Here is a 24,292-nt window from a genome sequence, read left to right as displayed (position 1 = left end):
CCCCCCCCCCCCCCCCCCCCCCCCCCCCCCCCCCGCCGCTTTCCTGCATTTCCCTCAACCTGCAGTGCAGTTCCGGGAGGCAGTCATGTCGAGCAATCCGCAGTTGGCCGGCACCTGGCCGGTCATGTCGCTGGCCGAGGCCCACGCCCGGCTTACCGCGCCCGGCGCGCCGTTCGAAACCGAAACGCGCGTGATCCGCGGCATCCCCACCACCGTCTGGAAGAACGCACCGCCCACGCTGCGCGAGCTGTTGCTGAACACGCGCGCGTTTGCCGACCGCACCTTCGTGGTCTATGAGGACGAGCGCGTCTCCTACGATGCCTTCCGTCGCGCCGCCATCGCCCTCGCCCATGCACTGGTGCGCGATGGCGTGCGCAAGGGCGACCGCGTGGCCGTAGCCATGCGCAACCTGCCTGAATGGCCGGTGGCGTTCTACGGCGCGCTGCTGGCGGGTGCCATCGTGACGCCGCTCAATGCCTGGTGGACCGGGGCCGAGCTGGAGTACGGCCTGGCCGATTCCGGCAGCCGCGTGGCGATCGTCGACGCCGAACGGCTCGACCGCATCCTGGAACACCTGCCGGGCTGCCCGGCGCTGGAACGCGTCTATGCCTCACGTGCCGGCGGCACCGCGGCCGAGCCGCGCGTGGCCCCGCTGGAAAGCGTGATCGGCAGCCCGGCTGACTGGGCCGCGCTGCCAGACCAGGCGCCGCCGCAGGTCGATATCGATCCGGACGACGACGCCACCATCTTCTACACCTCGGGCACCACCGGCAAACCCAAGGGCGCGCTCGGCACGCACCGCAACTCCACCAACGTGGCGGTTGCCAGCAGCTTCAGCCCGATGCGCAACCTGTTGCGCCGGGGCGAGCCGATTCCCGCGCCGGACCCCGCCGCGCCGCAAAAGGCCATGTTGCTGGCGGTGCCGTTCTTCCATGTCACCGGCTGCATGGCGGTGCTCAACGGCGCCATCGCCACCGGCGGAAAGATCGTGCTGATGCACCGCTGGGACGCGCTGCGCGGCATGGAGCTGATCGAGCGCGAGCGCTGCACCGCGGCCGGCGGCGTGCCCACCATCGCGTGGCAGATCCTGGAGCATCCGGAGCGCGGCCGCTTCGACCTGTCCTCGCTGGAGAACGTCAACTACGGCGGCGCGCCGGCATCTCCCGAACTGGTGCGGCGCATCGGCGAGGTATTCCCGCTGGCCGCTCCCGGCATCGGCTGGGGCATGACGGAAACGTCGTCCACCTTCACCAGCCACAGCGCCGAGGAATACGTGATGCGCCCGGACAGCAGCGGCCCGGCGCTGCCGATCGGCGAGATGAAGGTGGTGGACGGGCACGGCCGCGCCTTGCCGCCCGGCGCAACCGGCGAGCTGATGGCGCGCGGTGCCAATGTCGTGCGCGGCTACTGGAACAAGCCCGAGGCCACGGCGCAGACCTTTGCCGACGGCTGGCTGCGCACCGGCGACATTGCGCGGCTGGATGAGGAAGGCTACGTCTATATCGTCGACCGGATGAAGGACATGCTGATCCGCGGCGGCGAGAACATCTACTGCATCGAGGTGGAAAGCACCCTGTACGAGCATCCCGCGGTGATGGATGCCGCGGTGGTCGGACTCGCGCACAAGACGCTGGGCGAAGAACCGGCCGCGGTGATCAGCCTGAAGCCCGGCATGCAGGCAAGCGAGGCCGAGCTGCAGGATTTCGTGCGCACCCGGCTGGCGGCATTCAAGGTGCCGGTGCGTATCCTGATTTACCAGGAGATGCTGCCGCGCAATGCCAATGGCAAGATCCTGAAGTCGAACCTGCGCAAGCTGTTCGACGCTGCCACCTGAGCTGCGGCAGGAGCGCCGACTCGACAAGAACAACAAGGAACGACAAATTGACGGAACAAGCAAAGCGTGACCACTCCCCGTCCGCCCCGGTGCGGGCAACTATCGCGGTGGCACTCGCCGCCCTGGTGGCTGGCTGCGCCGCCGGCGGCACCAACCTGTCCGCGGTGCCGGAACTGCGCCCGGGCGTGCCTGCCGGCTACCTGGCTACCGACGCGCGCCCGGACAGCCTGAAGCTGCTGCCCGCGCCGCCGGCGCAGGGCTCGGCAGCGCTGGCGCTGGATGAGGATGCCGCGCGGCAGGCCGGGACGCTGCGCGGTTCACCGCGCTGGCAAGTGGCTGGCGAGGATGCCGTGTTGACGTTCCCGCAGGCCGCCAGCGCATTCTCCTGCGCGCTGGGCGTGCCGGTCAGCGAGAAAGAAACGCCGTACCTGAACATCCTGCTGCGCCGCAGCCTGGTCGATGCCGGCCTGTCCACCTACAAGGCCAAGGACCACTACAAGCGCACACGCCCCTTCGTTGCCAACAAGACCCAGATGTGCACGCCGGCCGAGACCGCCAAGCTGGAAAAGGACGGTTCGTACCCGTCCGGCCACAGCGCCATCGGCTGGGCCTGGGCGCTGATCCTGGCTGAGGTCGAGCCGGAACGCGCCAATGACATCCTGGCGCGCGGGCGCGCGTTCGGCCAGAGCCGCGTGGTCTGCAACGTGCACTGGCAAAGCGATGTCAACGAGGGCCGCATGATGGCCGCGGCAACGGTGGCGCGGCTGCATGCCGACCCCACCTTCCGCGCCGACCTGGACCGCGCCCGCCGCGAAGTGGCGGCGGCACGCGCCAGCGGCGCGCGCCCGTCGCGCGACTGCCAGGCGGAGAGCGCGGCGCTGGCTCCCTGATCCACCAGGTGCCGGGGCCGGCTGCCGCAGGGTTACTTCACCGGGATAACCGTGCCGGCCGGCACCGGCACGGCGGTGACGCTGTTCTGCGGGCTGCCGCTGACAATGCGGTCGGAGTACGTCAGGTACACCAGCGTATTGCGCTTGCGGTCGACCGCGCGCACGACATGCAGGGCCTTGAACAGGATCGACATGCGTTCGGAGAAGACGTTGTCCTGTTGCCGGATCGGCCCCTTGAAGGCGATCGTGGCCACCTGCCGGCAGGCGATCGATGCCTCCGGCGGGTCTTCGGCCATGCCCAGCTGGCCCTTGATGCCGCCCGTGCGGGCGCGCGACACATAGCAGGTCACGCCGTCCACCTGGGGGTCGTCATAGGCTTCGATCACGACCTTGTCGGAGCCGGTCATGCGGAAATTGGTACTGACGCTGCCGATCTCCTCGGCGTAGGCGCCCGAGGCGGCCGTCAGACAGACGACGGCCAGGACCGTGCGGATGCGATTGCAGTAGCGCTTCATGGCGGGGTATTCAGGTCACCGACGACTTGATGTCGTCGTGGCGCTTTTCCATTTCCTGGCGCAGCGCGCGGCGCTGCTGGGCGGCGGCAAAGCGCTGGCGCTCCACCTCGTCGCGCGGCTCCAGCGGCGGCACCTCGGCCGGCGTGCCGTTGTCGTCCACGGCCACCATGGTGAAGTAGCAGCTGTTGGTATGGCGCACCAGCTTGCTGCGGATATTTTCCGTCACCACCTTGATGCCGATTTCCATCGAGCTGCGGCCGGTAAAGTTGACCGAGGCCAGGAAGGTCACCAGCTCGCCCACGTGGATCGGCTGGCGAAACACCACCTGGTCGACCGACAGCGTTACCACGTAGCGGCCGGCGTAGCGGCTGGCGCACGCATAGGCAACCATGTCCAGGTACTTGAGGATGGTGCCGCCGTGGACGTTGCCGGAGAAGTTGGCCATGTCCGGCGTCATCAGCACGGTCATGGAAAGCTGGTGGGACAGATCGTTCATGATGCGGGTACGGATTGCGGGGGCGGGATTTCTGGGGCGAACCTGCGACGGCGGCATTGCCTGACTGCACGCCGGAACGCTGGCGCCGGCAGTTTAACCCGGATCGTGCCCGCCGTTGCCGGCTGCAGCCCGGTACCGGCAGGCGTGGCCGTGCCAGGCAACAAAAAAGCGGCCTGCAAGGCCGCTTTTCACGCTGTGGACGCAAACTGCTTACTTCTTCTTGTTCACCGCGTCCTTGAAACCCTGCCCGGCAGAGAACTTGACCGTCTTGGCGGCCGGGATCTTGATGGTTTCACCGGTGCGCGGATTGCGGCCGGTGCGGGCGGCGCGTTTGCCGGCGCTGAAGCTGCCAAAGCCCACCAGCGTCACCGAATCGCCCTTTGCCACTGCCTTCTTGATACTGTCCAGCGCTGCGTTGAGCGCGCGCTCGGCGGCGGCATTGCTCAGTTCTGCTTCCGCGGCGATGGCCGATACCAGTTCACCTTTATTCATGGCTGATTTCCCTTGTTGGTCGTCGTCACCGATGTGCGTGCCTCGCGGCAAAGCCATCGATCGGCGCAGTCTAATCTGCCCGTCGCGCGTAGAGCAATCCCCAGTGGCACCAATGCGACAAAAAAACCCGCAAATCCTTGATTGAGGCCGGTTAGCGGGCAATTTTCCACGCTTTTCCCGCTTGCCAGAAGCCGGCTTTGCCGGGCCGTCCCGCAGCGCGGCAACGCCAGACCGGCCCGCGCGTGGGGCAAACCAGCAGCATAGGATAGATTCCCACAAATGGGGCGCCGCACCATAACGGTTCAGCCCGCGCCGCCGTTTCGCGCCATTTTGGCGCATCTGCACTATCACGGCGATGCCAGCGGCAACGCTACCAGCAGCGCCCGCCCCTGCCTGCGCGCGGCATTCCGGTGCGGTTTTACCCGACAAGGTGCACATGGCACCAGGATGCGGCCGTTGCTGGAATGCTTTTTGCGTACTCACGCTCCCATTTTGAGCATGAGGTCACTATGGACGACTGGAAGACCGGCACCGACGCCCTGTTTATCCTGCTAGGCGCCATCATGGTGCTGGCCATGCACGCCGGCTTCGCCTTCCTGGAACTGGGCACGGTGCGCAAGAAGAACCAGGTCAACGCACTGGTAAAGATCCTGGTCGATTTTGCAGTTTCGACCATCGCCTATTTCTTTATCGGCTACACCATTGCCTACGGCGTGCAATTCATGTCCGGGGCCGAAACGCTGGCGCAGAAAAACGGTTACGAACTGGTCAAGTTCTTTTTCCTGGCGACATTTGCCGCGGCCATTCCTGCGATTATCTCGGGCGGTATTGCCGAGCGTTCACGCTTCAACCCGCAACTGGTCGCCACCTTCGTGCTGGTAGGTTTTGTCTATCCGTTCTTCGAAGGCATCGCCTGGAACCAGCGCTATGGTGTGCAGGACTGGATTACGCGCGTGGCCGGCGCGCCATTCCATGACTTCGCCGGCTCGGTGGTGGTGCATGCGCTGGGCGGCTGGATCGCGCTGCCCGCGGTGCTGCTGCTGGGCGCACGGCGCGGGCGCTACCAGAAGGACGGCCGCATCAGCGCCCATCCGCCCTCAAACATCCCGTTCCTGGCGCTAGGCGCCTGGGTGCTGGCGGTGGGCTGGTTCGGCTTCAACGTCATGAGCGCGCAGACGGTCGACAAGGTCAGCGGCCTGGTGGCAATCAACTCGCTGATGGCAATGGCCGGCGGCACGCTGGCGGCCTGGGCGGCCGGACGCAACGACCCGGGCTTTGCCTACAACGGGCCGCTGGCCGGACTGGTGGCGGTGTGCGCTGGCTCGGACCTGATGCACCCGCTCGGCGCGCTGATCACCGGCGCGGTGGCCGGCGCGCTCTTTGTCTATATGTTCACGCTGGCGCAGAACAAATGGCATATCGATGACGTGCTCGGCGTGTGGCCTCTGCACGGGCTGTGCGGCGCCTGGGGCGGCATTGCCGCGGGCATCTTCGGGGCCAGGACGCTGGGCGGGTTGGGCGGTGTGTCGCTGGGCGCGCAGGCGATCGGCACCGTGCTTGGCATCGTGGTGGCGCTGGCCGGGGGCACCCTGGTATATGGCGCGCTGAAGAAGCTGGTGGGCATCCGGCTCGATGCCGAAGGCGAATTCAACGGAGCGGACCTGACCTTGCACCGGATTTCGGCAACGCCGGAACGGGAAACCAACTGGTAATGGCGCGCGAGCCGTCCTGATTTAAATTGACAAGCTGCGCAAGGCAGCTTGTCTTAACAATAATTTGCTTGCACTTCCGGTACGGCGTCTCAATAATTGCCGTGCCCATGTATTGCGCCGCAACAGCGCGCAGGGCTAGCACATTGCTGCCGGCTGAATCGGGGGATGTTGTGCCGGCGGCCGGCCGGACACCAACATGAAAGGACTACGCCGATGGATGCCACTACCTTCGATAACCTCAAGGCCCTGGTCGTCACCTACGCGACAGAATTCGGGGTCAAGATCCTGGCAGCCCTTGCCTTCTGGGTCATCGGCCGCTGGCTGATCCACTTTGTCGTGCGCATGGTGCAGAACGCGCTCGGCAAGCAGAAGGTCGATCCCACGCTGCTGCGCTATGTCGGCTCGATCGTCACCGTGACGCTGAACGTGGTGCTGGTGATCGGCATCCTTGGCTACTTCGGCATCCAGACCACGACCTTCGCCGCACTGATCGCCGCCGCTGGCGTGGCCATCGGCATGGCCTGGTCGGGGTTGATGGCGAACTTCGCTGCCGGTGCGTTCCTGGTGGTGCTGCGCCCGTTCAAGGTGGGAGACTTCGTGACGATCGGCGGCGTGACCGGCACGGTGCGCGAGATCGGCCTGTTCGCGACCTCGCTCGACACACCGGACAATGTGCAGACCGTGGTCGGCAACAACAAGATCTTCAGCGATACCATCCAGAACTTCACGGCCAACCCGTACCGGCGCGTGGAACTGAAAGCGCAGCTTGCCGGCAGCACCGACACCGCCCATGCGGCAGCGCTGCTGAAGGCCCGCATCGCGGAGATCCCCAACGTGCTGGCCGAGCCCCCGGTCGATGTCGAGATCCTGGAGTTCACGCTGGTCGGCCCGGTGCTGGCGGTGCGTCCGTACTGCCACAACGACCACTACTGGCAAGTCTATTTCGATACCAACCGCATCATCCGCGAGAGCTTCGGCCAGGCCGGCTATGCCGCACCAATGCCGGCGCAGATGGTGGTGGTGCAACAGGCTTTGGCGCAGCAGGCCGCCGCGCAACAGGCTGCCTGACGACGGCTCGCAGACGGTATCAGCGGGGGCCTGAGCGCCCGTAGTATCGCATCAGCACCGCGCCCGCGCCGCAGGCCGCCATCACCACGCCCAGCGGCAGCGCGGTGCCGTCGCGCCACAGGCTGACTGCCGCGCCGCCCAGCGTCCCGAGTGAAAACTGCAGCGTGCCCATCAGCGCCGAAGCCGTGCCGGCGCGATGGCCCTGATGGGCGAGCGCCAGTGCCGACGCATTCGGCGATACGCAGCCGAGCGCGCCGATAAAGACGAAAAAGCCCGCCAGCAGCACCGGCAGCACCGCCACGCCTGCAAGCGCGGCAACAGCCAGCGCCAGGCCCGCTGCACAGGCAGCCAGCAGCGCGCCCCCGAGCACCTGATCGAGCGAGCGGCCGCGCACCAGCCTGGCGTTGAGCTGCGACATCGTGATCAGGCCCAGCGCATTGGCACCGAACACAAAACCGTAGTGCGACGGCGCAATGCCGTGCAGCTCGATCAGCACGAACGGCGAGCCGGAGATATACGCGAACATGCCCGCCGAGCCGAAACCCGCAGACAGCGAATAGCCGAGGAATTCGCGATCCCGCAGCAGCTCGGCGTAGCTTTTCGCCACCGTGCCGAGCCTCAGCGGCGCCGCATGGCGCCGGTCCAGCGATTCCTCCATGCGCAGGTGTACCAGCAGCAGGATCAGCATCCCTGCCACCGCCAGCACCCAGAAGATCGCGCGCCAGCCCGACACCGAGAGAATGGCGCCGCCGACGATCGGTGCCAGGATCGGCGCAACCCCCATCACCAGCATCAGCGACGAGAAGGCGCGCGCCGACTCATGCGCCTCAAGCCGGTCGCGGATCACCGCGCGTGCCATCACCATGCCGGCGCAGCCGCCCAGCGCCTGCAGGAAGCGCCACAGCATCAGCGACTCCACGCTGCGTGCCAGCGCGCAGCCCACCGCGGCGGCCACATAGAGGCACAGGCCGACATAGAGCGGCGGCTTGCGCCCGAAGCGGTCGCTGAACGGCCCATAGAAAGCCTGCCCCAGCGCCAGCCCCACCAGGAATGTGCCGAGGGTCAGCTGCACCTGGCCGATGTCCACGCCGAGATCGCCGGCCAGCGACGGAAAACTCGGCAGGTACATGTCGATCGACAACGGCGCGATCGCCATCAGCGAACCGCAGATCAGCAGCCAGGCAGGAAAGCGCGCGGCCGAGGCAGCGCTGGTGGAACGGAGCATGGGAAGTATCCGGGGGGAACGGCGTTGTCATGCACGGCCAGCCTGCTTGCGCCGCAGCCCGCGCCTGCAACCCGTGAAAAGACGCAATTGTTGCACAGCATAACGAAAGCGGTACGGCACTGGCGTAGCCGGTTTTGAAACAGTCGTTCAGAAAAACTGCCCCGCCAAGGTCGGGTTCGATGATGCTGGCGAAGTTGGCGCTATTGGTGAATAGTGGTGTCAGGTCATTTGCGATCACGGCAGCGCGAATCCGGCGCTGCGGATGCCCTTGCGGGGTGGCGCGGCTTTCACCTGTGGCAAGGTGGAGGGTACAATGCCAGCCTGTCGGCGCAAGCCACACCGTCGGCCACGCAGAGACGGACGACAGTATCGGTCCCGGCAACGTTAGCCTGCATGAGAATACGACACACGCCGCTTTCCGCTTCGCTAGGCCCGGCCGCACTCGCGGCTGCGCTGCTGTTGCCTCAGCCCCAGCCCGGCAACGCCGCGCCGGCGCAGGCGCGCAATGTCGCCGCCTCGGCGCCGGCCCCAGCGATCGATGAGGCCGACCCGCTGTCACGCATGCTCAAGGGCGCTGCCACTGGCCAGAACACCGGCGCCGCCGGCGTGCCTGAATTGCTGCGCAACACCACGCGGCCCGACAACGTGCTGGCACGCGCCTGCCGCCAGCTCAACGACGCCCTGCCAATCGAAATCGACGGAGAAACGCGGCTGCGCCGCTGCCAGTCGATCCCCGGCAAGCATGTGCTGTTCCAGCTGGAGCTCACCAACTACCGCGGGCCGATGCTGGACCTGGCCAGCTTCGAGGTCAACTACGCTGCGCCCCTGCAGCGCAATATCTGCGCCAACCGCGACGTCGAGATCCTGACCAAGCTAGGCATCAGCCTGATGTTCCGCTACATGACGCGCAAGGACCGTGGCGAGCGCCGCATCGGCGATGTCTACATCAACGCGCCCATCTGCACGGCCGCGCTGCGCTAGCCAATACAAACAAGAATCGATTGCAATTGATGCGGCACGGCACGCCGCCCGCGCAAAAGAAAGACGGCCCGCAGATGCGGGCCGTTCTCGTTTGGGTCAGTACCGCTCAGGCAGCGCGCGGGCGCAGCGGCAGCACGTTGGCCGCGCGCCGCACCAGGATGCGCGTGTCCTTCCAGCCGGCATCGGCCAGCGGCGAGCCCCACACCAGTTCATGCAGGCGTGCCAGTGCAAACGGATTGCCCAGCAGCACATGCTTCTGCGCGGGCGTCAGCGCGCGCGGGCCATGCGTGAGCGCATGCTCGACCAGGGCCTCATGGCGCTTGCGTGCCGATTCCGGCTGCACCACGCGCGGCGTGGCGGTCGCGCACATCAGCGCATTGGTAACCGGGTCCACCACGGCATCGACAAAGTCAGGCGTTTCGGCCGCGGCTTCGACATGCTGCTGCGTCTCGACGATCTCGCGCGGTACCTGCGTCTCCTCGGGGATCATGAAGAGGCCCGCATTGCGCGAGGCGCGACCGAACGACACCCGCGACAGCATCACCGACAACGGGATCGACAGCGCCAGCGAGCCCACGATCGGCAGCAGCCACAGCACGTAGGACGGGTTCAGCCAGTACACCAGGCCACCCCAAGCCAGGCCCAGGGCGGTGTGCCAGCCGTGGCGACGGAATGCTTCGCCCCAGCTGGTCTCGGCGTCTTCGCGCGGGGGCGACTTCCACGAGATGCCCCAGCCGCTGTACGCGGCGATCACGAACTTGGTGTGGAACAGCATGCGCGTGGGCGCCAGCAGCGCGGACAGCATCACCTCGATCAGCATGCTGGCAATCAGCTGCACCGCCCCGCCATAACGGCGCGCCTGCTTCAGCAGCAGCACCACGCTGGCCAGCTTGGGCAGGAACAGCAGCGTGGCCGTGGCGGAGAACAAGGCCAGCGCTTTTTCCGGATGCCACTCGGGCCAGGTCGGGAACAGCTGGTATTGCTGCGTGAAGTACTCCGGCGGCACCAGCGCGTGCTTGGCCAGCATGGCCGTGGACAGCAGCAGGAACAGCAGCCACAGCGGCGCCGACAGGTAGGCCATGATGCCGGTCAGGAACACCGCGCGGTGCACCACGTGGAAGCCCTGCTTGAGCCACAGCCTGAAGTTCATCAGGTTGCCCTGGCACCAGCGGCGGTCGCGCTTGACCTCGTCCAGCAGGTTCGGCGGCAGTTCTTCGTACGAGCCTTCCAGGTCGTAGGCGATCCACACGCCCCAGCCAGCACGGCGCATCAGCGCGGCTTCGACAAAGTCGTGCGACAGGATCTCACCCGACAGCGGGCCGCGGCCGGGCAACGGCGCCAGCGCGCAGTGCTCGATGAACGGATGCACGCGGATGATGGCGTTATGGCCCCAGTAGTGCGATTCACCCAGCTGCCAGTAATGCAGGCCGGCCGTGAACAGCGGCCCGTACACGCGCGTGGCGAACTGCTGCACGCGCGCGTAGAGGGTCTCGCGACCCACTGCCAGGGGTGCGGACTGGATGATGCCCGCGCCGGGGTTGGCTTCCATCAGCCGCACCAGCGTGGCCAGGCAGTCGCCGCTCATCACGCTGTCGGCATCGAGTACCACCATGTAGCGGTACTTGCTGCCCCAGCGGCGGCAGAAGTCGGCCACGTTGCCGGTCTTGCGCTTCACGCGGTGGCGGCGCCAGCGGTAGAAGATGCGGCCAAAGCCGCCGACGGCGCGGCACAGCTCCATCCACGCGTCATGCTCGGCGGTGCGCAGGTCCGGATTGCCACTGTCCGACAGCACGATGAAATCGAAGTTGGACAGGTGGCTGGTGCGCGCCAGCGATTCATAGGTGGCGCGCAACCCCGCGAACACGCGCGTCACGTCCTCATTGCAGATCGGCATGATGATCGCGGTGCGCGCCTCGGGCGCTATCGGCCCGTCGGGCGCGGCCGAGCGCGAGATCAGGTGGCGGTCGCCGCCCTTGGCCAGCACCAGGAAGCCCATCATTGCCGTCCAGAAGCCGGCCGACACCCATGAGAACAGGACGGCGAACAGCACCAGGATGGCGATCTCGAGCGGATCGGCGCCGTGGTATGGCAGCACGTTGCTCATGAAGTAGGTGGCCAGCACGGTCTGGATCACGACCAGGCCCAGCAGGAACCAGCGTCGGTGCGAGCCGGCGGGATGCCATTTGCCTTCGGCATCGGGACCGTCGTGCAGCGTGTCCCAGGTCTCGGGCACGGGCGGGCGGCCGAGCATGCGGCGCCAGGTATTGCGCAGCCAGCCGGTGACGATATGCGGCGGCCATTGGCGCGGCACCATCGAGCTGCGCTCGGGCTCGGGGCCGGTGTCGACCTTCACGGTGCCGTCTTCGCGCCGCTGCAGCAGCGGTGCGCCATCCACCTGGGGATTGCCGTATGCGATCGTGAAACGCCGGCCGACAGAGGCGTAGGCACTGCCGCCTTGCGCGGGCGGCGTGTCCTTGGCCGCCAGGCGCGACTGCAGGCGCGTGATCGCGTCCTGCGCATCGCGGCCGTCGGCGGTAACGGCGATCACGGGGGCAACGGATGCCACGGGCGTGACCGGTGCGACCGGCGTCGCGGGCGCGCCGTCTGCCAGCAGTTCGCTGCGCACTTCAGGCGATACCGGCAGGCGGTCGACATAGCGCTCGCATGCCGCCGCCTTGGCCGGTCGCTGCTTTAGCCTGGGGGTAAGATGTAGCTCCATGTCTCGGATAGGGTTGTATTGCCGTTGCGAAGATAGCCGCGCAACTCAACCGGCTTGGTTTCGTCCTTGCGGCGCATCACCATGGTCATGCGCCAGCCGCCGGTCGCCTCATTGCGCTGCACCGACGTTTTCAGCAGCTCACCGTTGGCATCGGCCGAAACTACCGGGTCGATGCGCACGTTCGCCGGCAGCTTGCCGAAGGCAGGGCCTTCGAAGTCCACTACCAGCGAAAAGCTCGTGTCTTCCTTGTTGCGGGTCTGGCCCTGCCCCAACCGGGTCTGGGTCACCCACGACAGCGGCGGTTGTTGTTCGCCGTCCTTCTGCCACAGCAGCCGGTACTCATAGTCGAAGGGTTGCTTCGGCTTGGGCGGGTTGTCCGGCACCCAGTACGCGACGATATTGTCGTTGGTCTCGTCCGGCGTCGGGATCAGCACCAGCTCTACCCGGCCCGAGCCCCAGTTGCCTCGCGGCTGCACCCAGCCACTCGGCCGGCGCTCATACCACGATCCGATCTCCTGGTAGCTGTTGAAGGTGCGGTCGCGCTGCATCAGCCCGAAGCCCTGCGGATTGGTCGCCGCGAACGAGGTGACCAGCAAGCGCTTGGGATTGACCAGCGGGCGCCAGACCCATTCGCCGGTGCCCAGGTGGATCGACAGGCCGTCAGAGTCATGCACCTCGGGACGGAAATCCTGTGCGGGCGACGGCTGGTTCTCGCCGAACAGGAACATGCTGGTCAGCGGCGCCAGGCCCAGCTTGGTCACGTTCTCGCGCAGGTAGAGGCGCGACTTGACCTCCATCGCGGTCTCGGCGCCGGGCTTGATGGTGAAACGGTACGCGCCGCTCATGCGGCGCGAATCCATCAGCGCGTAGATCGTGATCTCCTTGGCATTGGGGCCGGGACGCTCGATCCAGTACTCAACAAAGCGCGGGAACTCCTCGCCCGAATTGAGCGCGGTGTCCACCGCCAGGCCGCGTGCCGACAAGCCGTACCACTGGTCCTTGCCCAGCGCACGGAAATAGCTCGCGCCCAGGAACGACGCCAGCTCATCCTTGCGCTTGCCCTGGTTCAGCGGATACAGGATGCGGAAGCCCGCGAAGCCCAGGCCCTTGAGCTTGCCGGCATCGACCTTGTGCGGGCCGTAGTTGAACGCGGACGGGTCGAAGCGGAATTCACGCACGCTGTTGCCCACCACTTCATGGATGCGCACGGGCTGGTCGAACACCATGCCCTCGTGGAAGAATGACAGCTCGAACGGCACGCGCGTGCCGCGCCAGGCAAAGCGCTCGGGCTTGTATTCGATCTCGCGGTAGCGCTCGTACGACAGCTCGCGCAACTCGCGCGGCAGGTTCTGCGGGGGCGCCTTGTAAGGCGAGGCTGCCAGCTGGCGCGCGCGCGCCGCCACCGTGTCGAAATCGAACGCCTGGGCTGCCATGGCACACAGCGCCAGCGCGCTGCCACCAAGCCAGGCTGCGATCCGCACACCCGCCCGCGCCGCCCGGCGGCGGGCCCCCGGCCCGGCGGCGGGCAAGGTATGGGGAATGGACAGGCGTGGCGTGGCGATCTGTGACATGTATGCCAGGGTAAGCGGTTGAATCGGGGTGACCGGCATCGGCGGTCGGAACGAAGGACGACACAGCAAGAGACGGGCCCGGCGCCGAGTGGCGAGGCCCGGACACGAGGCAGACGGCCCGCGGGGCACTGTGTCCGGTTTGTTGCGATGCGCAATAAACCATAACAATTCGAGATGCAAAAGTCACGTTTCGATCACGCAAGGTTTGAAACAAAATGTTGGCCAGGTTGCCTGAAAGCCGCTCCGGACAAGGCTTTGCGGGCGTCGGGATCACGCGGCCGCAAGCTCCGGCGAGGCGAACGCCTCCCGGCTGCGAGAACCTGGTGCGGATCGGGGCCGGCCGGCAGCCGGCCCTTTTAATACGGTGTTACTTTTTAGCGCCTTCGCTGTACGGATCGAACTTGCCGCTCTTGGCGCCTTCGGAATACGGATCGAACTTCCCGCTCTTCATGCCACCCTGGCTATATGAATCGAAGGATTTCTGCGCGCCGCCCTGGATCGGCTCCATCTGGTCAGGGCGGGCACCCGGGTTCAGCGAAGTCACGTTGTCGCTTTTTGCGCCATCCGAGTACGGGCTGAATTTGTCCTGCTTGGCGCCATCGGAGTAGGTACTGAACTTGTCTTGCTTGGCGCCGTCAGTGTAAGGATTGAATTTGTCGGCCTTGCCCGTGGTCTGGGCGTGCAGCGTGCCGAATGCGCAGGCCAGGGCCAGGCCGATGGTCAGATAGCTCAGCTTCATGGGATCTCCTCTCGCTGGGGGAAAGGCGCTTGCCTTGCAAAGCGCACGGCAGGCGCCGCTGCCGGCCGACGCGAAGCGCGGGGGCAACAATCAACGCTAGGTCAGCGGCTGGCACGTGTCAACCGCACCGCAGCGCCGCTGCGGCGCTGCATTGCGCTTACAATGCCACCCAAACGCCACCACGAAGCCACAAGGAATCGTCATGCTGCCTCGGCCATCCGACCCTACCGTCAGCCCTGTCCGCCCTGCCCTGCGCGCCGCCGTCACTGGCGCGCTTGGTGCCGCCCTGCTGTTTGCCGCTGCGGCACCGGCGCAGGCGTACTTCGACAACTACCTGAGCGGCACCATCATCGGCACGCTCAACGACAAGGAAGGCGCATCGCTGGCCAAGTCAGTGCGCACCGCACTGAACGATACGGCCGACGGCAAGACGGTTGAATGGACGTTCCCGGCGGCGGGGCGGCGCCAGCAGATCGACGGCACCATCACGCCGGTCGAAAGCAAGACCGACAAGGGCCAGCCCTGCCGGCGCCTGAAGTCTGACCTCAAGCGCGGCAGCGCTGAAGAGCACTGGAGCGGCTGGTTCTGCAAGCAGTCCAACGGGCAATGGAAGTCGCGCCACGTCGATGAGTAAGCGGCGCTGAGCGCTCGCGCCGCCGGCGTTCATGCCGCGCGCGACGGCGCGCGATGCGGCCGCGCCGCCGGATCGACCTGCGGCGACCCGGGTTCCTCGTACCACCTGGTCCCGGGCACGTAGACGGTCTTGTCCGGCTGCGCCATGAAATGCGGCGACATGATCTGCACCCCGTGGGTGTTGAACTGGTCCTGGATCGCCGCGTGCAGTGCCGACAGCGCGTAGAAGCGATTGCGCGGATGGTCCAGCGCGCAGAACAGTTCGTACTCGACGTAGAAGTCGGACAGCCCCCGCTGCAGCACGAATGACGTCGGCGACGGCGCAATATGCGCCGCCTCGGCGGCGGCTGCCAGCAGCATCGCATGGACCTGCCGCCAGGGCGTGTCGTAGCCGATCGTGACCGAAGTCGAGATCAGCGCAGCCTGCCAGCCTTCCTGCACGCGGGGATCACGCACGCTGCCGTGCCGGGTGTAGTTATGGATGGCACTGCCGACCACCACCGCATTGGGCAGCGTCACCTCTTCATTGCGCAGGTTGATCACCTTCACCGACAGGGCGTCGAGCGAGGCCACGGTGCCCACCGTATCGCCGATGCACACCATGTCGCCACGCCGCAGCGCACGCGAATACACCACCACCATGCCGCTCATCAGCTGGTTGACCACGTTGGCCGATCCCAGCGTCACCATGAAGCCCAGCAGCACTGACAGCCCCTTGAAGACATCGCTGTCCGAGCCCGGGATGTAGGGGTAGGCAAAGGTGAAGCCCAGCGCCCAGATCACCACCGCCGCCAGCCGCCGCGTGGCGCCTGCGGTTTCCGGATGCATGCCGGGCACCGTGATCTGGCCCTTCTGCACCGCCTTGAAGATATTCGACACCAGCCGCTGCACCGCGCGGGTAATCAGCACGATCACCGCCACCGTGACCAGGCCCGGCACCGACGACACCATCGACAGCGCGATCTGCGACAGCAAACCGACGATAAAGGCGCCCATGCGGTCGCCCATGGGCTGGGTCAGCGGAAACAGCTCGAGCGCAAACTCCAGCCAGGCAAAGGCCAGCACCAGCACCAGCCCGATCGCCAGGATCTGCACGATGCGGGCAACCAGGTGGTAGAGCGCGCCGGTCCAGTCGAACTGGCCGCCGACGCGCCGCGCCAGGTGGCGCTCCAGTGCCACCTGCAGGCGAGCGCGCAGGGCCACGCCGGCTCGCGCCACGCCCCATGTCAGCGCGGCCAGCACGGCCAGGCCAAGCAGGCTCAGCGCGGCGCCGCGCAGCAGGTTGGGCCAGTGCAGGTGCGCGCGCCGCGCGGCAATGGCCTGGCGCAGGCCCGCCGCGGTGCGCGTTGCGGCAGCCTCAAGCGTAAGGTGATCCTCCGGGGAGAGGTCTTGCGAGGTCAGCGCGAACAAGAGCCGGTCGCCCAGCCGGAAGGCGACCATCGGCGCATCGCCGAACGTGCCGCTGACCTGCCCGAGCGGCAGTGCCAGTTCGCTTTCCGTCAGGTCGTCGAACACCAGCTGCGCGCGCGAGACGCGCATGGCCGGGGTGGCTCCCGCGATCTCGGCGCGCATGGTGGCGATGGGCCTATCCATCAGGCGCAGCTCGACCGCAGCGCCGCTGCGCACGGCGATCGGAGCCGGCACGGCCGCGGGCTCGGACGCCGGCGCAGCCAGGCTGGCTTGCATCCAAAGCGTGCCTATCACCCAGCCCAGTCCCGCCATCCAGAATGCCGTCAATCGCCGCCACCGCCGCCACACCGCTAGCGTTGCCATAAGACCGCTCCCGTCCGAGTTGGCCTGCGCCGGCGCGAGGGCTCCACGCCCTGTCCGGCACGATGCCCGCAAGCATAGCGTGCGGCGGCGCAGGCGCAAAGCCGGCGCGGCGGCAGCCGCCCTGCGGCAGCGGACGAAAAAAAGGAGGCCGAAGCCTCCTGGTTGCGATCCGCCCGGACATGCCCTGCTCTATCCCCCCGGAAGACACGCAACGCGTGCCGCGGGGCTGTCCTGCGCACGGCGGGTCCGCGCCATGCAGGCGCGGCCGGCCATTATCTGCGTGGCGGCATGGCAGTCACGGGCGCAGCCTGCCTCCCCGCTTGCCGGGGAGCCGTGCGCCCGCCGCCATCATCAGCGCGCTCAGGCGCCTTTGTTCTTCGTCGGATCCTTGGCCGCAGGCGCGTGGCTCTTCTTCTTGCTGCTGGTCTTCTTGGCCTTGGCCTTGCTGCTGTCTGCCTTGGCCGGCGCGGCCTTGTCAGTCGACGCTGCCGCCGGCGTGGCCGGGGTGGCAGGCGTCGCCGGAGTAGCCGGCGTCTGCGCCATCGCGCCCGCACCGAACATTGCCATCGACAGCATGACGATCCATTTCTTCATTTCCGTCTCCTCGTTTGCCCTGCGGGTAGGTATGGCAGGGATGCCTGCCATGACGGGCGCTTTTGGCTCGCGCCCTGTCACCAGCATCAACGAGGAAGGTTTGCGCGCCGTTGACCGGGACAAACCCTGATAGGGAGCTGGACAGGCAGCCGTGGATCGCCGCTCGCCGCCAGGCTTACCGGCACAGCTTGCGCAGCAACTCTCCGGCAATCGTGCCGGGGCCGGCGACCTGGAAGGTGCCGTACTGCGGCGCGCGGATCGTATAGAGCGAATCGCCGCGCGCAAAGCGCTTGTTGTAGAGCGTCTGCTCGACCACGGCGAACATGGACGTGGCGCAGTTCAGCACCATGCGCTTGAGCGACGAGCGGATCGGCTCGCCGCTGGCGGTGCGGATCACCCCCGACGGCGAATTGCGCATCACCACCACGCCGACTTCGGTGCCCTGGCGGCGCACCGTGGATTGATCGAAATACGAAATCACGCCGTTGGCACCCATCAGGGGAAGCCATCGTTGCGGATCGGGGGCGGCGGGATCGGGTGCCGCGACCAGCCGGCAGCCTTCCCTGGGCGTGGACCGGAATACCGTGCCGGTGCCAGCGACCTGGCACTCGTACAGGCCAGCGGCGGCAGCCGGGCGGGTGGTGCTGGAGGGAACGGGGGACGGCGCCGTCACGGCGCTGCCTTCGGCATGCGCCAGCGGTGCGGCCAGTCCGAGCAGGCAGCCAGCAAACGCGGCTGCGTGCCTAAAAATGCGGAACATCATGGAATTGCCCTCATATAGACGGGAAAAAGCGATCCGCATTGTCGCACAGGAAGCACGCATCCCGGGCGCGTTTGCATGCCGGGGTGCGTGCAGGCGGCGACTTTTCAGTCGTGCAGGCGGCGCCAGGCCACCAGGTCCTCGATGGTCAGCACCGGTAGCTGGTACATCTCGGCAAAGGCCAGCGCCTCCGGCCGGCGTGCCATGGTGCCGTCGGGGTTCATCAGCTCGCACAGCACCGCGGCCGGTGACAGGCCTGCCATGCGGGCCAGGTCGACCGAGCCCTCGGTATGGCCGCGGCGCACCAGCACCCCGCCGTCGCGCGCCACCAGCGGAAACACATGGCCGGGGCTGACCACAGCATCGGTGCCCGCATCCCCGGCAATGGCAGCGCGGATGGTGGTGATGCGGTCGGCGGCGCTGACACCCGTGCCGACACCTTCGCGGGCTTCGATCGATACCGTGAAGGCGGTGCCATACTGGCTGCGGTTGTGCTCGACCATCGGCCGCAGGCCGAGGCTGCGCACCTTGTCCTCGGTCAGGCACAGGCAGACGATGCCGCTGCATTCGCGGATCATCATCGCCATATTGGCATTCGTCAGGCGTTCCGCGGCCAGAATCAGGTCGGCCTCGTTCTCGCGGTCGTCATCGTCGAGCAGCACGACCGGACGGCCTTCGCGCATGGCGTCCAGCGCCTGCGCGATGCGCGCGGCCAGGGAACGGGAGTCGGCATCGGCGGCAAGATCCGCGGACACCTCGGGTGCAACAGCTTCGGTGGAAAGGCTAGGCATGAAACGCTCCTTGTTCAGCATCAATGGGCGTTCCAGGGGAAGGATCAACGGAGTTGCAGCGCCGCACGCCGCGCCTGAAGCGCACGCACGAACAGCCGCGCCCTGCGCGCGGCGCAAGGCAACAGCGAACCGCAAGGCTCGGGCAAGGCGCCGGGCCGCGCGGGCAAGCTCCGCCCATCTTCTTTCATCCGGACTATGACCGTCGGCCCTGGCCTCTCACCAGGTCTGCTGACCTCGCACGGGAATGCGAGCGCTCGCGGGCTCGCCGGACACGCACTGCGCGCCGCGGCATACCGCCGGTGGGGACTTTCACCCCGCCCTGAAGACGTAACGAACCGGCGCGGCCTTGTAGCCGGCACCGGCGCGCGAATGTTAGCACGATTATTTTTTTCTTTGTCCCGACGCAGAGCGCCGGACGGGCGCTCGACCACGCTTGAACAAATCCGACCATCGCAACGTGGCCTCGCGTGTACTACAAATAAGGCAGGGAGGCAGCGCATGTGCAAGCTGGCGCCCGCCGTGGCGGCCGGCTCATGCCTTGCCGGACAACAACGCAGCACCTCTTCATCCGTGCTTCCCATGCGCCGACACGAACCAGAAGCCAGACAAGACCGCCGTGTGAGTTGTTCCTCGTTCCATCCCCCCCCGCCCTGCCGACATGCGTGGCAACAGCGGGTGCGCCGCACCGTCGCCGCGGGCCTGCTTGCCCTGCCCTTGTGCCTGGCAGCGACGGCACGCGCCGCGCCTGCCGTGCAGCTTGGCTACGGCTTCGACGATGGCCACGACGTGCAGAAGGCGGAGGTCGCCATGTTGTGGGATTCGGGCTTTGCGTGGGGCAATCCGCAAGGCTGGCAGGTCGACCTGCAATGGGAGGTCAACATTGCGCGCTGGCGCAGCAGCAGCGACAACCAGCCCAACGACCTATGGGAGTTTGGTGCCTCGCCGGTGGTGCGGATCGCATGGTGGCGCCACACCTGGGTGCCCTTCCTCGAGCTGTCGGTCGGGCCGCGCCTGCTGACCAGCACGCACACCTCGGCCAACCACGACATTTCCACCGCCTTCCAGTTCTCGGAGTACGCCGGGATCGGCTTGACGGTGGGCAAGGACCGGCGCTTTGCCGCGGGCTACCGGTTCCAGCACCTGTCCAATGGCGGCATCAAGGACCCCAATCCCGGCACTACCTTCCACGTCATTTACCTGCGCTACCGCTTCTGACAGCGGCCGCTGCAGCCCCGGCCTGCGCTTCAAACAAGGTGCGGGTGGCGTCGTCAGCCGGGAAGAAGCACTCGATGCGCAGCTCCTGCAGCGTGATGTCCTGTGGAATGCCGAGCGTGGTCAGGGTCGAGAACAGCGACGCGCGGAACGCGCCCGCATGCAGCACCACCGGCAGCAATGGCGCCGGCGGGCCATCGGTGCCGTCGTCCTCGGGCAGCAGCGTGCCGCCCGGCCCGACCATGTCAGGATGCCAGGCGGCGATGCGCCCGAAGATCTCGCGCGCGGTCTGGTCGTGGGCCTGCACCTGCAGCTCCTGCCACACGCGCCGCAACAGGTAGCGTCCAACCTGGCGCGCGTTCTCGATCACTGGCCACAGGCCCTCCGGATCAAACACGGTCAGCATCAGGTTGATCCTGTGGCTGCCTTCCGTGAGCGATGCCGGCTCGCGCCCGCCCAGCAGGGTCTCGAGCATGCGCCGGTAGGCCGGGTTGGCATCCATCAGGTTCCAGAAACGGTCCAGCACCACGGCCGGGTACGGCTCCTGCTTGGCCAGGATCAGCGCGATCGCCTGCTGCACCATCTGCAGCGGCGGCGAAGCCAGCGCGTGTTCGCTGTAGGCCGGGGCAAAGCCGCCGGCCAGCAGCAGCCGGTTGCGCTGGCGCAGCGGCACGCCCAGGCGCTCGGCCAGCGCCAGCACCATTTCACGGCTGGGGCGGGCGCGGCCGGATTCCAGGAAGGAGATGTGGCGCTGCGACACCCCGGCGGCCAGCGACAGCGCCAGCTGGCTGTAGCCGCGCTTGCTGCGCCAGTAGCGCAGCAGGCCGGGGAAGTCGAGGGTGGCCTCGGAGGCTGGGGTCAGCGTGTCCATGGCATGCATTACAGCATGCACCGCGGCGTATGACCATTACCTTGCAGGTAATGGCTCCAATTCAGTCATCGCCTGCGGAGCGCCGGGCCCCGCCGCGCGCACCGCGTCGATCAGCAGGCGCATGGCCGGCGTCGCGGCCCGCCGCCGGCGCAGCACAATCCCATAGGGGACCAGCCGCCCGCGCATCGCCACCGGCAGGACCGCCAGCGCACCCAGGGCGACGAAGTACTCCGCGATCGCGCCCGGCACGACGGCAATGCGGTCGCTATCCGCCAGCAGCGGCAGCGTGCCCATGATCGACGAAGTCTCGATGATGTCTTCCGGCAGCGGCACGCGGTTGTCGCGGAAGGTCTGGTCGATGATCTGCCACATCGGCACCGCCGCTGGCGGGATGATCCAGGGATAGCCGGCCAGGGAAGCCAGCTTGACGCCGCGCTTGCCTGCCTGCGGATGGCCGGCGCGCGCCACGATGGCCAGCGACTCTTCGAACAGTGGCTCGAAGTCAAGATCGTCGGCCACCGTGCCTTCGGGAATGCGTCCGATCACCACGTCCAGCGCATCCTGCCGCAGCGCCTGTACCAGTACGTCGCTGGTATCGACCTGCATCACGATATGCAAACGCGGATAGCGTGCCTTGAGCGCGTTGATGACGCCCGACAGAACGGAAGGCACCGGGGCCAGGATCGAGCCGAGCCGCACCTTGCCCACCTCGCCCGCGGCGATGGCGGCAAATTCATCGTGCAGGGCATCCAGGTCGGCCAGCACCACGCGCGCATAGCGGATCAGCGCCTCGCCGAACACCGTCGGCTCGATGCCGCGCGCATGCCGCGTGAACAGCAACGTGCCGACCACGCTCTCGAGCTCGTGCAATGCCTTGGTGACGGCTGGCTGGGACAGCGCCATCTGTGCCGCGGCGCGCCGCAGCGAGCGGTGCTCGGCAAGGGCAAGGGCCAGGCGCAGATGCCGCATATGCAAGCGTTTGCGCAGGGTGGCGGCACTGGAGAGGGTGGCTGGGAGGTCTGGCATGGTGGCCGGGCTGCGGCGAAGATAGGACTTATAGCATGCTTGTGCCTGCCGCTGGTTCTAGGCCAGCTCGGACGGCCTTGGAACATTGATCCGATAGAACCTGGCCGCATTGCCAGCCAGCACGCGCTGCCTGGCGACGGGATCCGGCAGCGCCTCGCACACCGTGCCGAGGATCGTGCCCAAGTCCGCGCTCAGGCCCGACACCGGCAGGTTGCTGCCGAACATCGCCCGCTCATGCCCGAATATCGCCAGCACCTCGCGCACGATGCCGCGGTTGCCCTGCGCATCCCAGCGCCCGCCGGCCAGCCCGAACTCCGACAGCTTGACCAACACATTGGCGCAGGCGGCCAACGCCTCCATGCCGGCGCGCCAACTGGCCAGGCCCTCTTTCGAGCGGTCCAGTGGCAGGCCCGCGTGATTGAGCGCGATCGGCACGCCCGGCAAGGCGGCCGCCACCCGCGCCGCCTCGCGCAAATGCCAGAACGGTACCCGCAGATCCCACGACAAGCCATGGCGCTCCAGCCGCGCCAGGTCGTCCAGCCAGGCCTGGTCCTGCATCGACCCGGGCCGCCCTGCCACTGACTCGCCCTGCGCCGCGGCTGTCAGCGGTTTGCACCGGATCCCCCTGACCCGCGCGAAACCGGCCTGGCGCGCCAGCAGCTCCGCGCATCCTGGAGTGCCGAACGGCGCGTAGGCCACCACCGCGGCAGCCATGCCGGGGCGCCAGGCCTGGCCGTGCAGCCACGCGGTCTCGTCGACGGCTTCGCGGCGGTCGCGTTCGGCCTCTACGTGCACAGTGGCCAGCACTGTGACGGCGCTAGTGTCATGCGCGTACTGCGCCTCAAGGTAATCGCTGCGCAGGGCCTGGTAATCGCCGAGAAAGAAGCTCTGTGGCCGGTATTCGTCCTGCAGCCAGGGATAGCGGCCGCGCCCGAGTTGCCACAGGTGGTGGTGGGCGTCGACGATGGCCAGGCCTGCGGGCAGCGCGGCAGTTGTTACGCTGCTCATCGGCACCGCCTCGGCAGCGTGGCGGCCAGGGCGCCGGCCATCACCAGCGCGGCGACCAGCAGGTAGACACCGGCGCCCGCGCTGACGCGCTCGATCAGCACGCCCGCGGCATAGGGACCGCAGAATCCGCCCAGGTTGCCCAGCGCATTAATCACGCCGCGCGCCACGCCCGCGTGCTCGGCGGCCAGCAGCCGTGGCGGCAGGGTCCAGAACACCCCCGCCGCGGACTGCAGGAAGAAGCCGCTGCCGACCAGCAGGCCATAGGACAGCCAGGTATTGTCGTGCCACCAGACCGAACCGGCCAGGCAGGCGGCGAAACCCAGCAGCGGCCAGACCACGAAGTCCTTGCGCCGGCCGGTGCGGTCGGACAGCGAGGAGATCGCGAGGATGCCGGCCATGGTGCCCAGGTACGGCAGCACGGCCAGCATGCCGACCTGCCCCATGCCGCCTCCGGTCAGGCCCCTCAGGATGGTGGGCAGCCACAGCGTGTACCCGTAGATCCCCATCTGGTAGAGAAAATTGACGGCGATCAGGCGCCAGATCACGTCCTGCGACAGGATGTGCGCCAATACCGCCCGCGTGCCGGCCGCGCCCTGCCCCACGCTTGCGCCAGCGGCGGCTGCCTGCTGCTCTTCCTCGCGCAGGCGGGCCAGCAGATAAGCCTTCTCTTCGGCGGAAATCCAGCGCGCCTGCTCCGGCCGGTCACAGGCCAGCTTCCACCACACGCCGAGGCAGGCCAGCGAAATCAGGCCTTCCACGATAAACAGCCAGCGCCAGTCGAGCGCCGCGATTACCAGGCCCGACAGCGGCGCGGTGATGACGCCGGCGATCGGCACGAACAGGATCACCAGGGCGTTGGCGCGTCCGCGTTCGTGGTCGGGAAACCAGTTGCCGACCATGGTCAGCACCACCGGCAGCATGCCGCCCTCGGCCACCCCCAGCGCAAAGCGCAGAATCAGCAGTTCGGTCTCGTTGCGCACCAGGCCGGTCAGCACGGAAATGACGGCCCAGGCCAGCATCGACCAGGCGATGAAATTGCGCCCGCTGCCGCGCACGGCCAGCTTGCCGCCGGGAATCTGCAGGAACAGATAGCCGACAAAGAAGATGCCGCCGGCCAGGCCGGCCATGCTGGCGCCGATACCGAGCGCATCGCCCATCCCGCCCGGCATCGCGAAGGCGATATTGACGCGATCCATGTACGAGACGATGCAGACCATCAGGATCGGCGGGATGATGCGCCACCAGCGCTGGGCTGGAATGCTGGCGGCACCGGTGAGTGGTGTCGCATCGATGGCGACCGACGTGCCGGCGCCGGCTTGGTCCAAGCCTTTCATACTCTGTCTCCGTATGGATTTCCGGGTATGGGCCGCTGGCATCCGCGC

At 67.3% G+C, this 24,292-nt stretch carries 22 protein-coding genes and 1 riboswitch; of the genes, 7 read left to right on the top strand and 15 right to left on the bottom strand.

Annotated features, from left to right (window positions below; all coding sequences use genetic code 11):
• Nucleotides 1-85: 85 nt before the first annotated feature.
• Together AC3WRR_RS11755 and AC3WRR_RS11750 are read left to right on the top strand one after the other, a co-directional pair.
• Nucleotides 86-1,834: a class I adenylate-forming enzyme family protein gene (locus AC3WRR_RS11755; protein ID WP_058697086.1), complete on the top strand. Its 1,749-nt coding sequence runs from the start codon at nt 86-88 to the stop codon at nt 1,832-1,834.
• Nucleotides 1,835-1,881: 47 nt separating this feature from the next.
• The gene (locus AC3WRR_RS11750; RefSeq protein WP_231881501.1) at nt 1,882-2,724 is read left to right on the top strand and encodes an acid phosphatase; all 843 of its coding nucleotides are present in this window, start codon (nt 1,882-1,884) and stop codon (nt 2,722-2,724) included.
• Between the two features lie 32 nt (nt 2,725-2,756).
• Here AC3WRR_RS11750 and AC3WRR_RS11745 read toward each other — a convergent pair whose 3' ends face one another.
• The 3 genes from AC3WRR_RS11745 to AC3WRR_RS11735 form a co-directional block, all read right to left on the bottom strand.
• Entirely contained in the window at nt 2,757-3,239 is a 483-nt protein-coding gene (locus AC3WRR_RS11745) for a CreA family protein (RefSeq protein WP_058697085.1), read from the bottom strand.
• Nucleotides 3,240-3,249: 10 nt separating this feature from the next.
• On the bottom strand, nt 3,250-3,735 hold the full coding sequence (locus AC3WRR_RS11740; RefSeq protein WP_010814167.1) for an acyl-CoA thioesterase: 486 nt from the start codon (nt 3,733-3,735) through the stop codon (nt 3,250-3,252).
• A gap of 210 nt (nt 3,736-3,945) precedes the next feature.
• Nucleotides 3,946-4,227, bottom strand: a complete 282-nt coding sequence (locus AC3WRR_RS11735; RefSeq protein ID WP_010814166.1) for an HU family DNA-binding protein — start codon at nt 4,225-4,227, stop codon at nt 3,946-3,948.
• 509 nt (nt 4,228-4,736) lie between these two features.
• Here AC3WRR_RS11735 and AC3WRR_RS11730 point away from each other — a divergent pair.
• On the top strand, nt 4,737-5,939 hold the full coding sequence (locus tag AC3WRR_RS11730) for an ammonium transporter (RefSeq protein WP_010814165.1): 1,203 nt from the start codon (nt 4,737-4,739) through the stop codon (nt 5,937-5,939).
• Between the two features lie 213 nt (nt 5,940-6,152).
• Nucleotides 6,153-7,007: a mechanosensitive ion channel family protein gene (locus AC3WRR_RS11725; protein WP_010814164.1), complete on the top strand. Its 855-nt coding sequence runs from the start codon at nt 6,153-6,155 to the stop codon at nt 7,005-7,007.
• 19 nt (nt 7,008-7,026) lie between these two features.
• On the opposite strand, the gene AC3WRR_RS11720 is transcribed toward AC3WRR_RS11725, so the two are convergent.
• On the bottom strand, nt 7,027-8,232 hold the full coding sequence (locus tag AC3WRR_RS11720; RefSeq protein WP_010814163.1) for a Bcr/CflA family multidrug efflux MFS transporter: 1,206 nt from the start codon (nt 8,230-8,232) through the stop codon (nt 7,027-7,029).
• 393 nt (nt 8,233-8,625) lie between these two features.
• On the opposite strand from AC3WRR_RS11720, the gene AC3WRR_RS11715 reads away from it, so the two are divergent.
• Nucleotides 8,626-9,213: a hypothetical protein gene (locus tag AC3WRR_RS11715; RefSeq protein WP_058697084.1), complete on the top strand. Its 588-nt coding sequence runs from the start codon at nt 8,626-8,628 to the stop codon at nt 9,211-9,213.
• Nucleotides 9,214-9,319: 106 nt separating this feature from the next.
• On the opposite strand, the gene mdoH is transcribed toward AC3WRR_RS11715, so the two are convergent.
• From mdoH to AC3WRR_RS11700, 3 genes are all read right to left on the bottom strand, one after another.
• On the bottom strand, nt 9,320-11,932 hold the full coding sequence (mdoH, locus tag AC3WRR_RS11710; RefSeq protein WP_081225829.1) for a glucans biosynthesis glucosyltransferase MdoH: 2,613 nt from the start codon (nt 11,930-11,932) through the stop codon (nt 9,320-9,322).
• Complete coding sequence (locus AC3WRR_RS11705) at nt 11,905-13,503, bottom strand: glucan biosynthesis protein G (protein WP_037025456.1); 1,599 nt, start codon at nt 13,501-13,503, stop codon at nt 11,905-11,907. The genes mdoH and AC3WRR_RS11705 overlap by 28 nt, the downstream gene beginning before the upstream one ends.
• A 367-nt stretch (nt 13,504-13,870) precedes the next feature.
• Nucleotides 13,871-14,242 (bottom strand): hypothetical protein, encoded by a 372-nt coding sequence (locus tag AC3WRR_RS11700; RefSeq protein WP_010814159.1) that lies wholly within the window; start codon nt 14,240-14,242, stop codon nt 13,871-13,873.
• Between the two features lie 202 nt (nt 14,243-14,444).
• On the opposite strand from AC3WRR_RS11700, the gene AC3WRR_RS11695 reads away from it, so the two are divergent.
• Nucleotides 14,445-14,876 carry an RT0821/Lpp0805 family surface protein gene (locus tag AC3WRR_RS11695; RefSeq protein WP_010814158.1) on the top strand — a complete coding sequence of 144 codons (432 nt, stop codon included), beginning with the start codon at nt 14,445-14,447 and terminating at the stop codon, nt 14,874-14,876.
• Between the two features lie 29 nt (nt 14,877-14,905).
• On the opposite strand, the gene AC3WRR_RS11690 is transcribed toward AC3WRR_RS11695, so the two are convergent.
• From AC3WRR_RS11690 to ribB, 4 genes are all read right to left on the bottom strand, one after another.
• Complete coding sequence (locus AC3WRR_RS11690; RefSeq protein ID WP_037025458.1) at nt 14,906-16,648, bottom strand: mechanosensitive ion channel family protein; 1,743 nt, start codon at nt 16,646-16,648, stop codon at nt 14,906-14,908.
• A 360-nt stretch (nt 16,649-17,008) separates the two neighbouring features.
• Complete coding sequence (locus AC3WRR_RS11685; protein ID WP_010814156.1) at nt 17,009-17,242, bottom strand: hypothetical protein; 234 nt, start codon at nt 17,240-17,242, stop codon at nt 17,009-17,011.
• 175 nt (nt 17,243-17,417) lie between these two features.
• The gene (locus AC3WRR_RS11680; protein ID WP_010814155.1) at nt 17,418-18,005 is read right to left on the bottom strand and encodes a surface-adhesin E family protein; all 588 of its coding nucleotides are present in this window, start codon (nt 18,003-18,005) and stop codon (nt 17,418-17,420) included.
• Nucleotides 18,006-18,109: 104 nt separating this feature from the next.
• Nucleotides 18,110-18,793, bottom strand: a complete 684-nt coding sequence (gene ribB, locus AC3WRR_RS11675; RefSeq protein WP_143010665.1) for a 3,4-dihydroxy-2-butanone-4-phosphate synthase — start codon at nt 18,791-18,793, stop codon at nt 18,110-18,112.
• Between the two features lie 172 nt (nt 18,794-18,965).
• Nucleotides 18,966-19,124, bottom strand: a riboswitch (FMN riboswitch).
• A 344-nt stretch (nt 19,125-19,468) separates the two neighbouring features.
• Here ribB and AC3WRR_RS11670 point away from each other — a divergent pair.
• On the top strand, nt 19,469-20,008 hold the full coding sequence (locus AC3WRR_RS11670) for an acyloxyacyl hydrolase (RefSeq protein WP_010814153.1): 540 nt from the start codon (nt 19,469-19,471) through the stop codon (nt 20,006-20,008).
• Here the strand turns inward: AC3WRR_RS11670 and AC3WRR_RS11665 are convergent.
• The 4 genes from AC3WRR_RS11665 to AC3WRR_RS11650 are packed head-to-tail and all read right to left on the bottom strand — an operon-like array spanning nt 19,983 to nt 24,244.
• On the bottom strand, nt 19,983-20,876 hold the full coding sequence (locus AC3WRR_RS11665) for a helix-turn-helix domain-containing protein (RefSeq protein WP_492297079.1): 894 nt from the start codon (nt 20,874-20,876) through the stop codon (nt 19,983-19,985). The two genes, AC3WRR_RS11670 and AC3WRR_RS11665, sit on opposite strands and share 26 nt — an antisense overlap.
• 36 nt (nt 20,877-20,912) lie before the next feature.
• Nucleotides 20,913-21,902, bottom strand: coding sequence for a LysR family transcriptional regulator (locus tag AC3WRR_RS11660; protein ID WP_011617085.1), 990 nt, complete (start codon nt 21,900-21,902; stop codon nt 20,913-20,915).
• A gap of 57 nt (nt 21,903-21,959) precedes the next feature.
• Complete coding sequence (locus tag AC3WRR_RS11655) at nt 21,960-22,910, bottom strand: amidohydrolase family protein (RefSeq protein ID WP_010814150.1); 951 nt, start codon at nt 22,908-22,910, stop codon at nt 21,960-21,962.
• Entirely contained in the window at nt 22,907-24,244 is a 1,338-nt protein-coding gene (locus AC3WRR_RS11650) for an MFS transporter (protein ID WP_010814149.1), read from the bottom strand. The genes AC3WRR_RS11655 and AC3WRR_RS11650 overlap by 4 nt, the downstream gene beginning before the upstream one ends.
• Between the last annotated feature and the right edge of the window lie 48 nt (nt 24,245-24,292).

The sequence above is a fragment of the Cupriavidus sp. FW305-3-2-15-C-LB2 genome (assembly GCF_058787575.1).
Note: the sequence above shows the minus strand (reverse complement) of the source record. Positions and strands in the feature narration are given on the sequence as shown.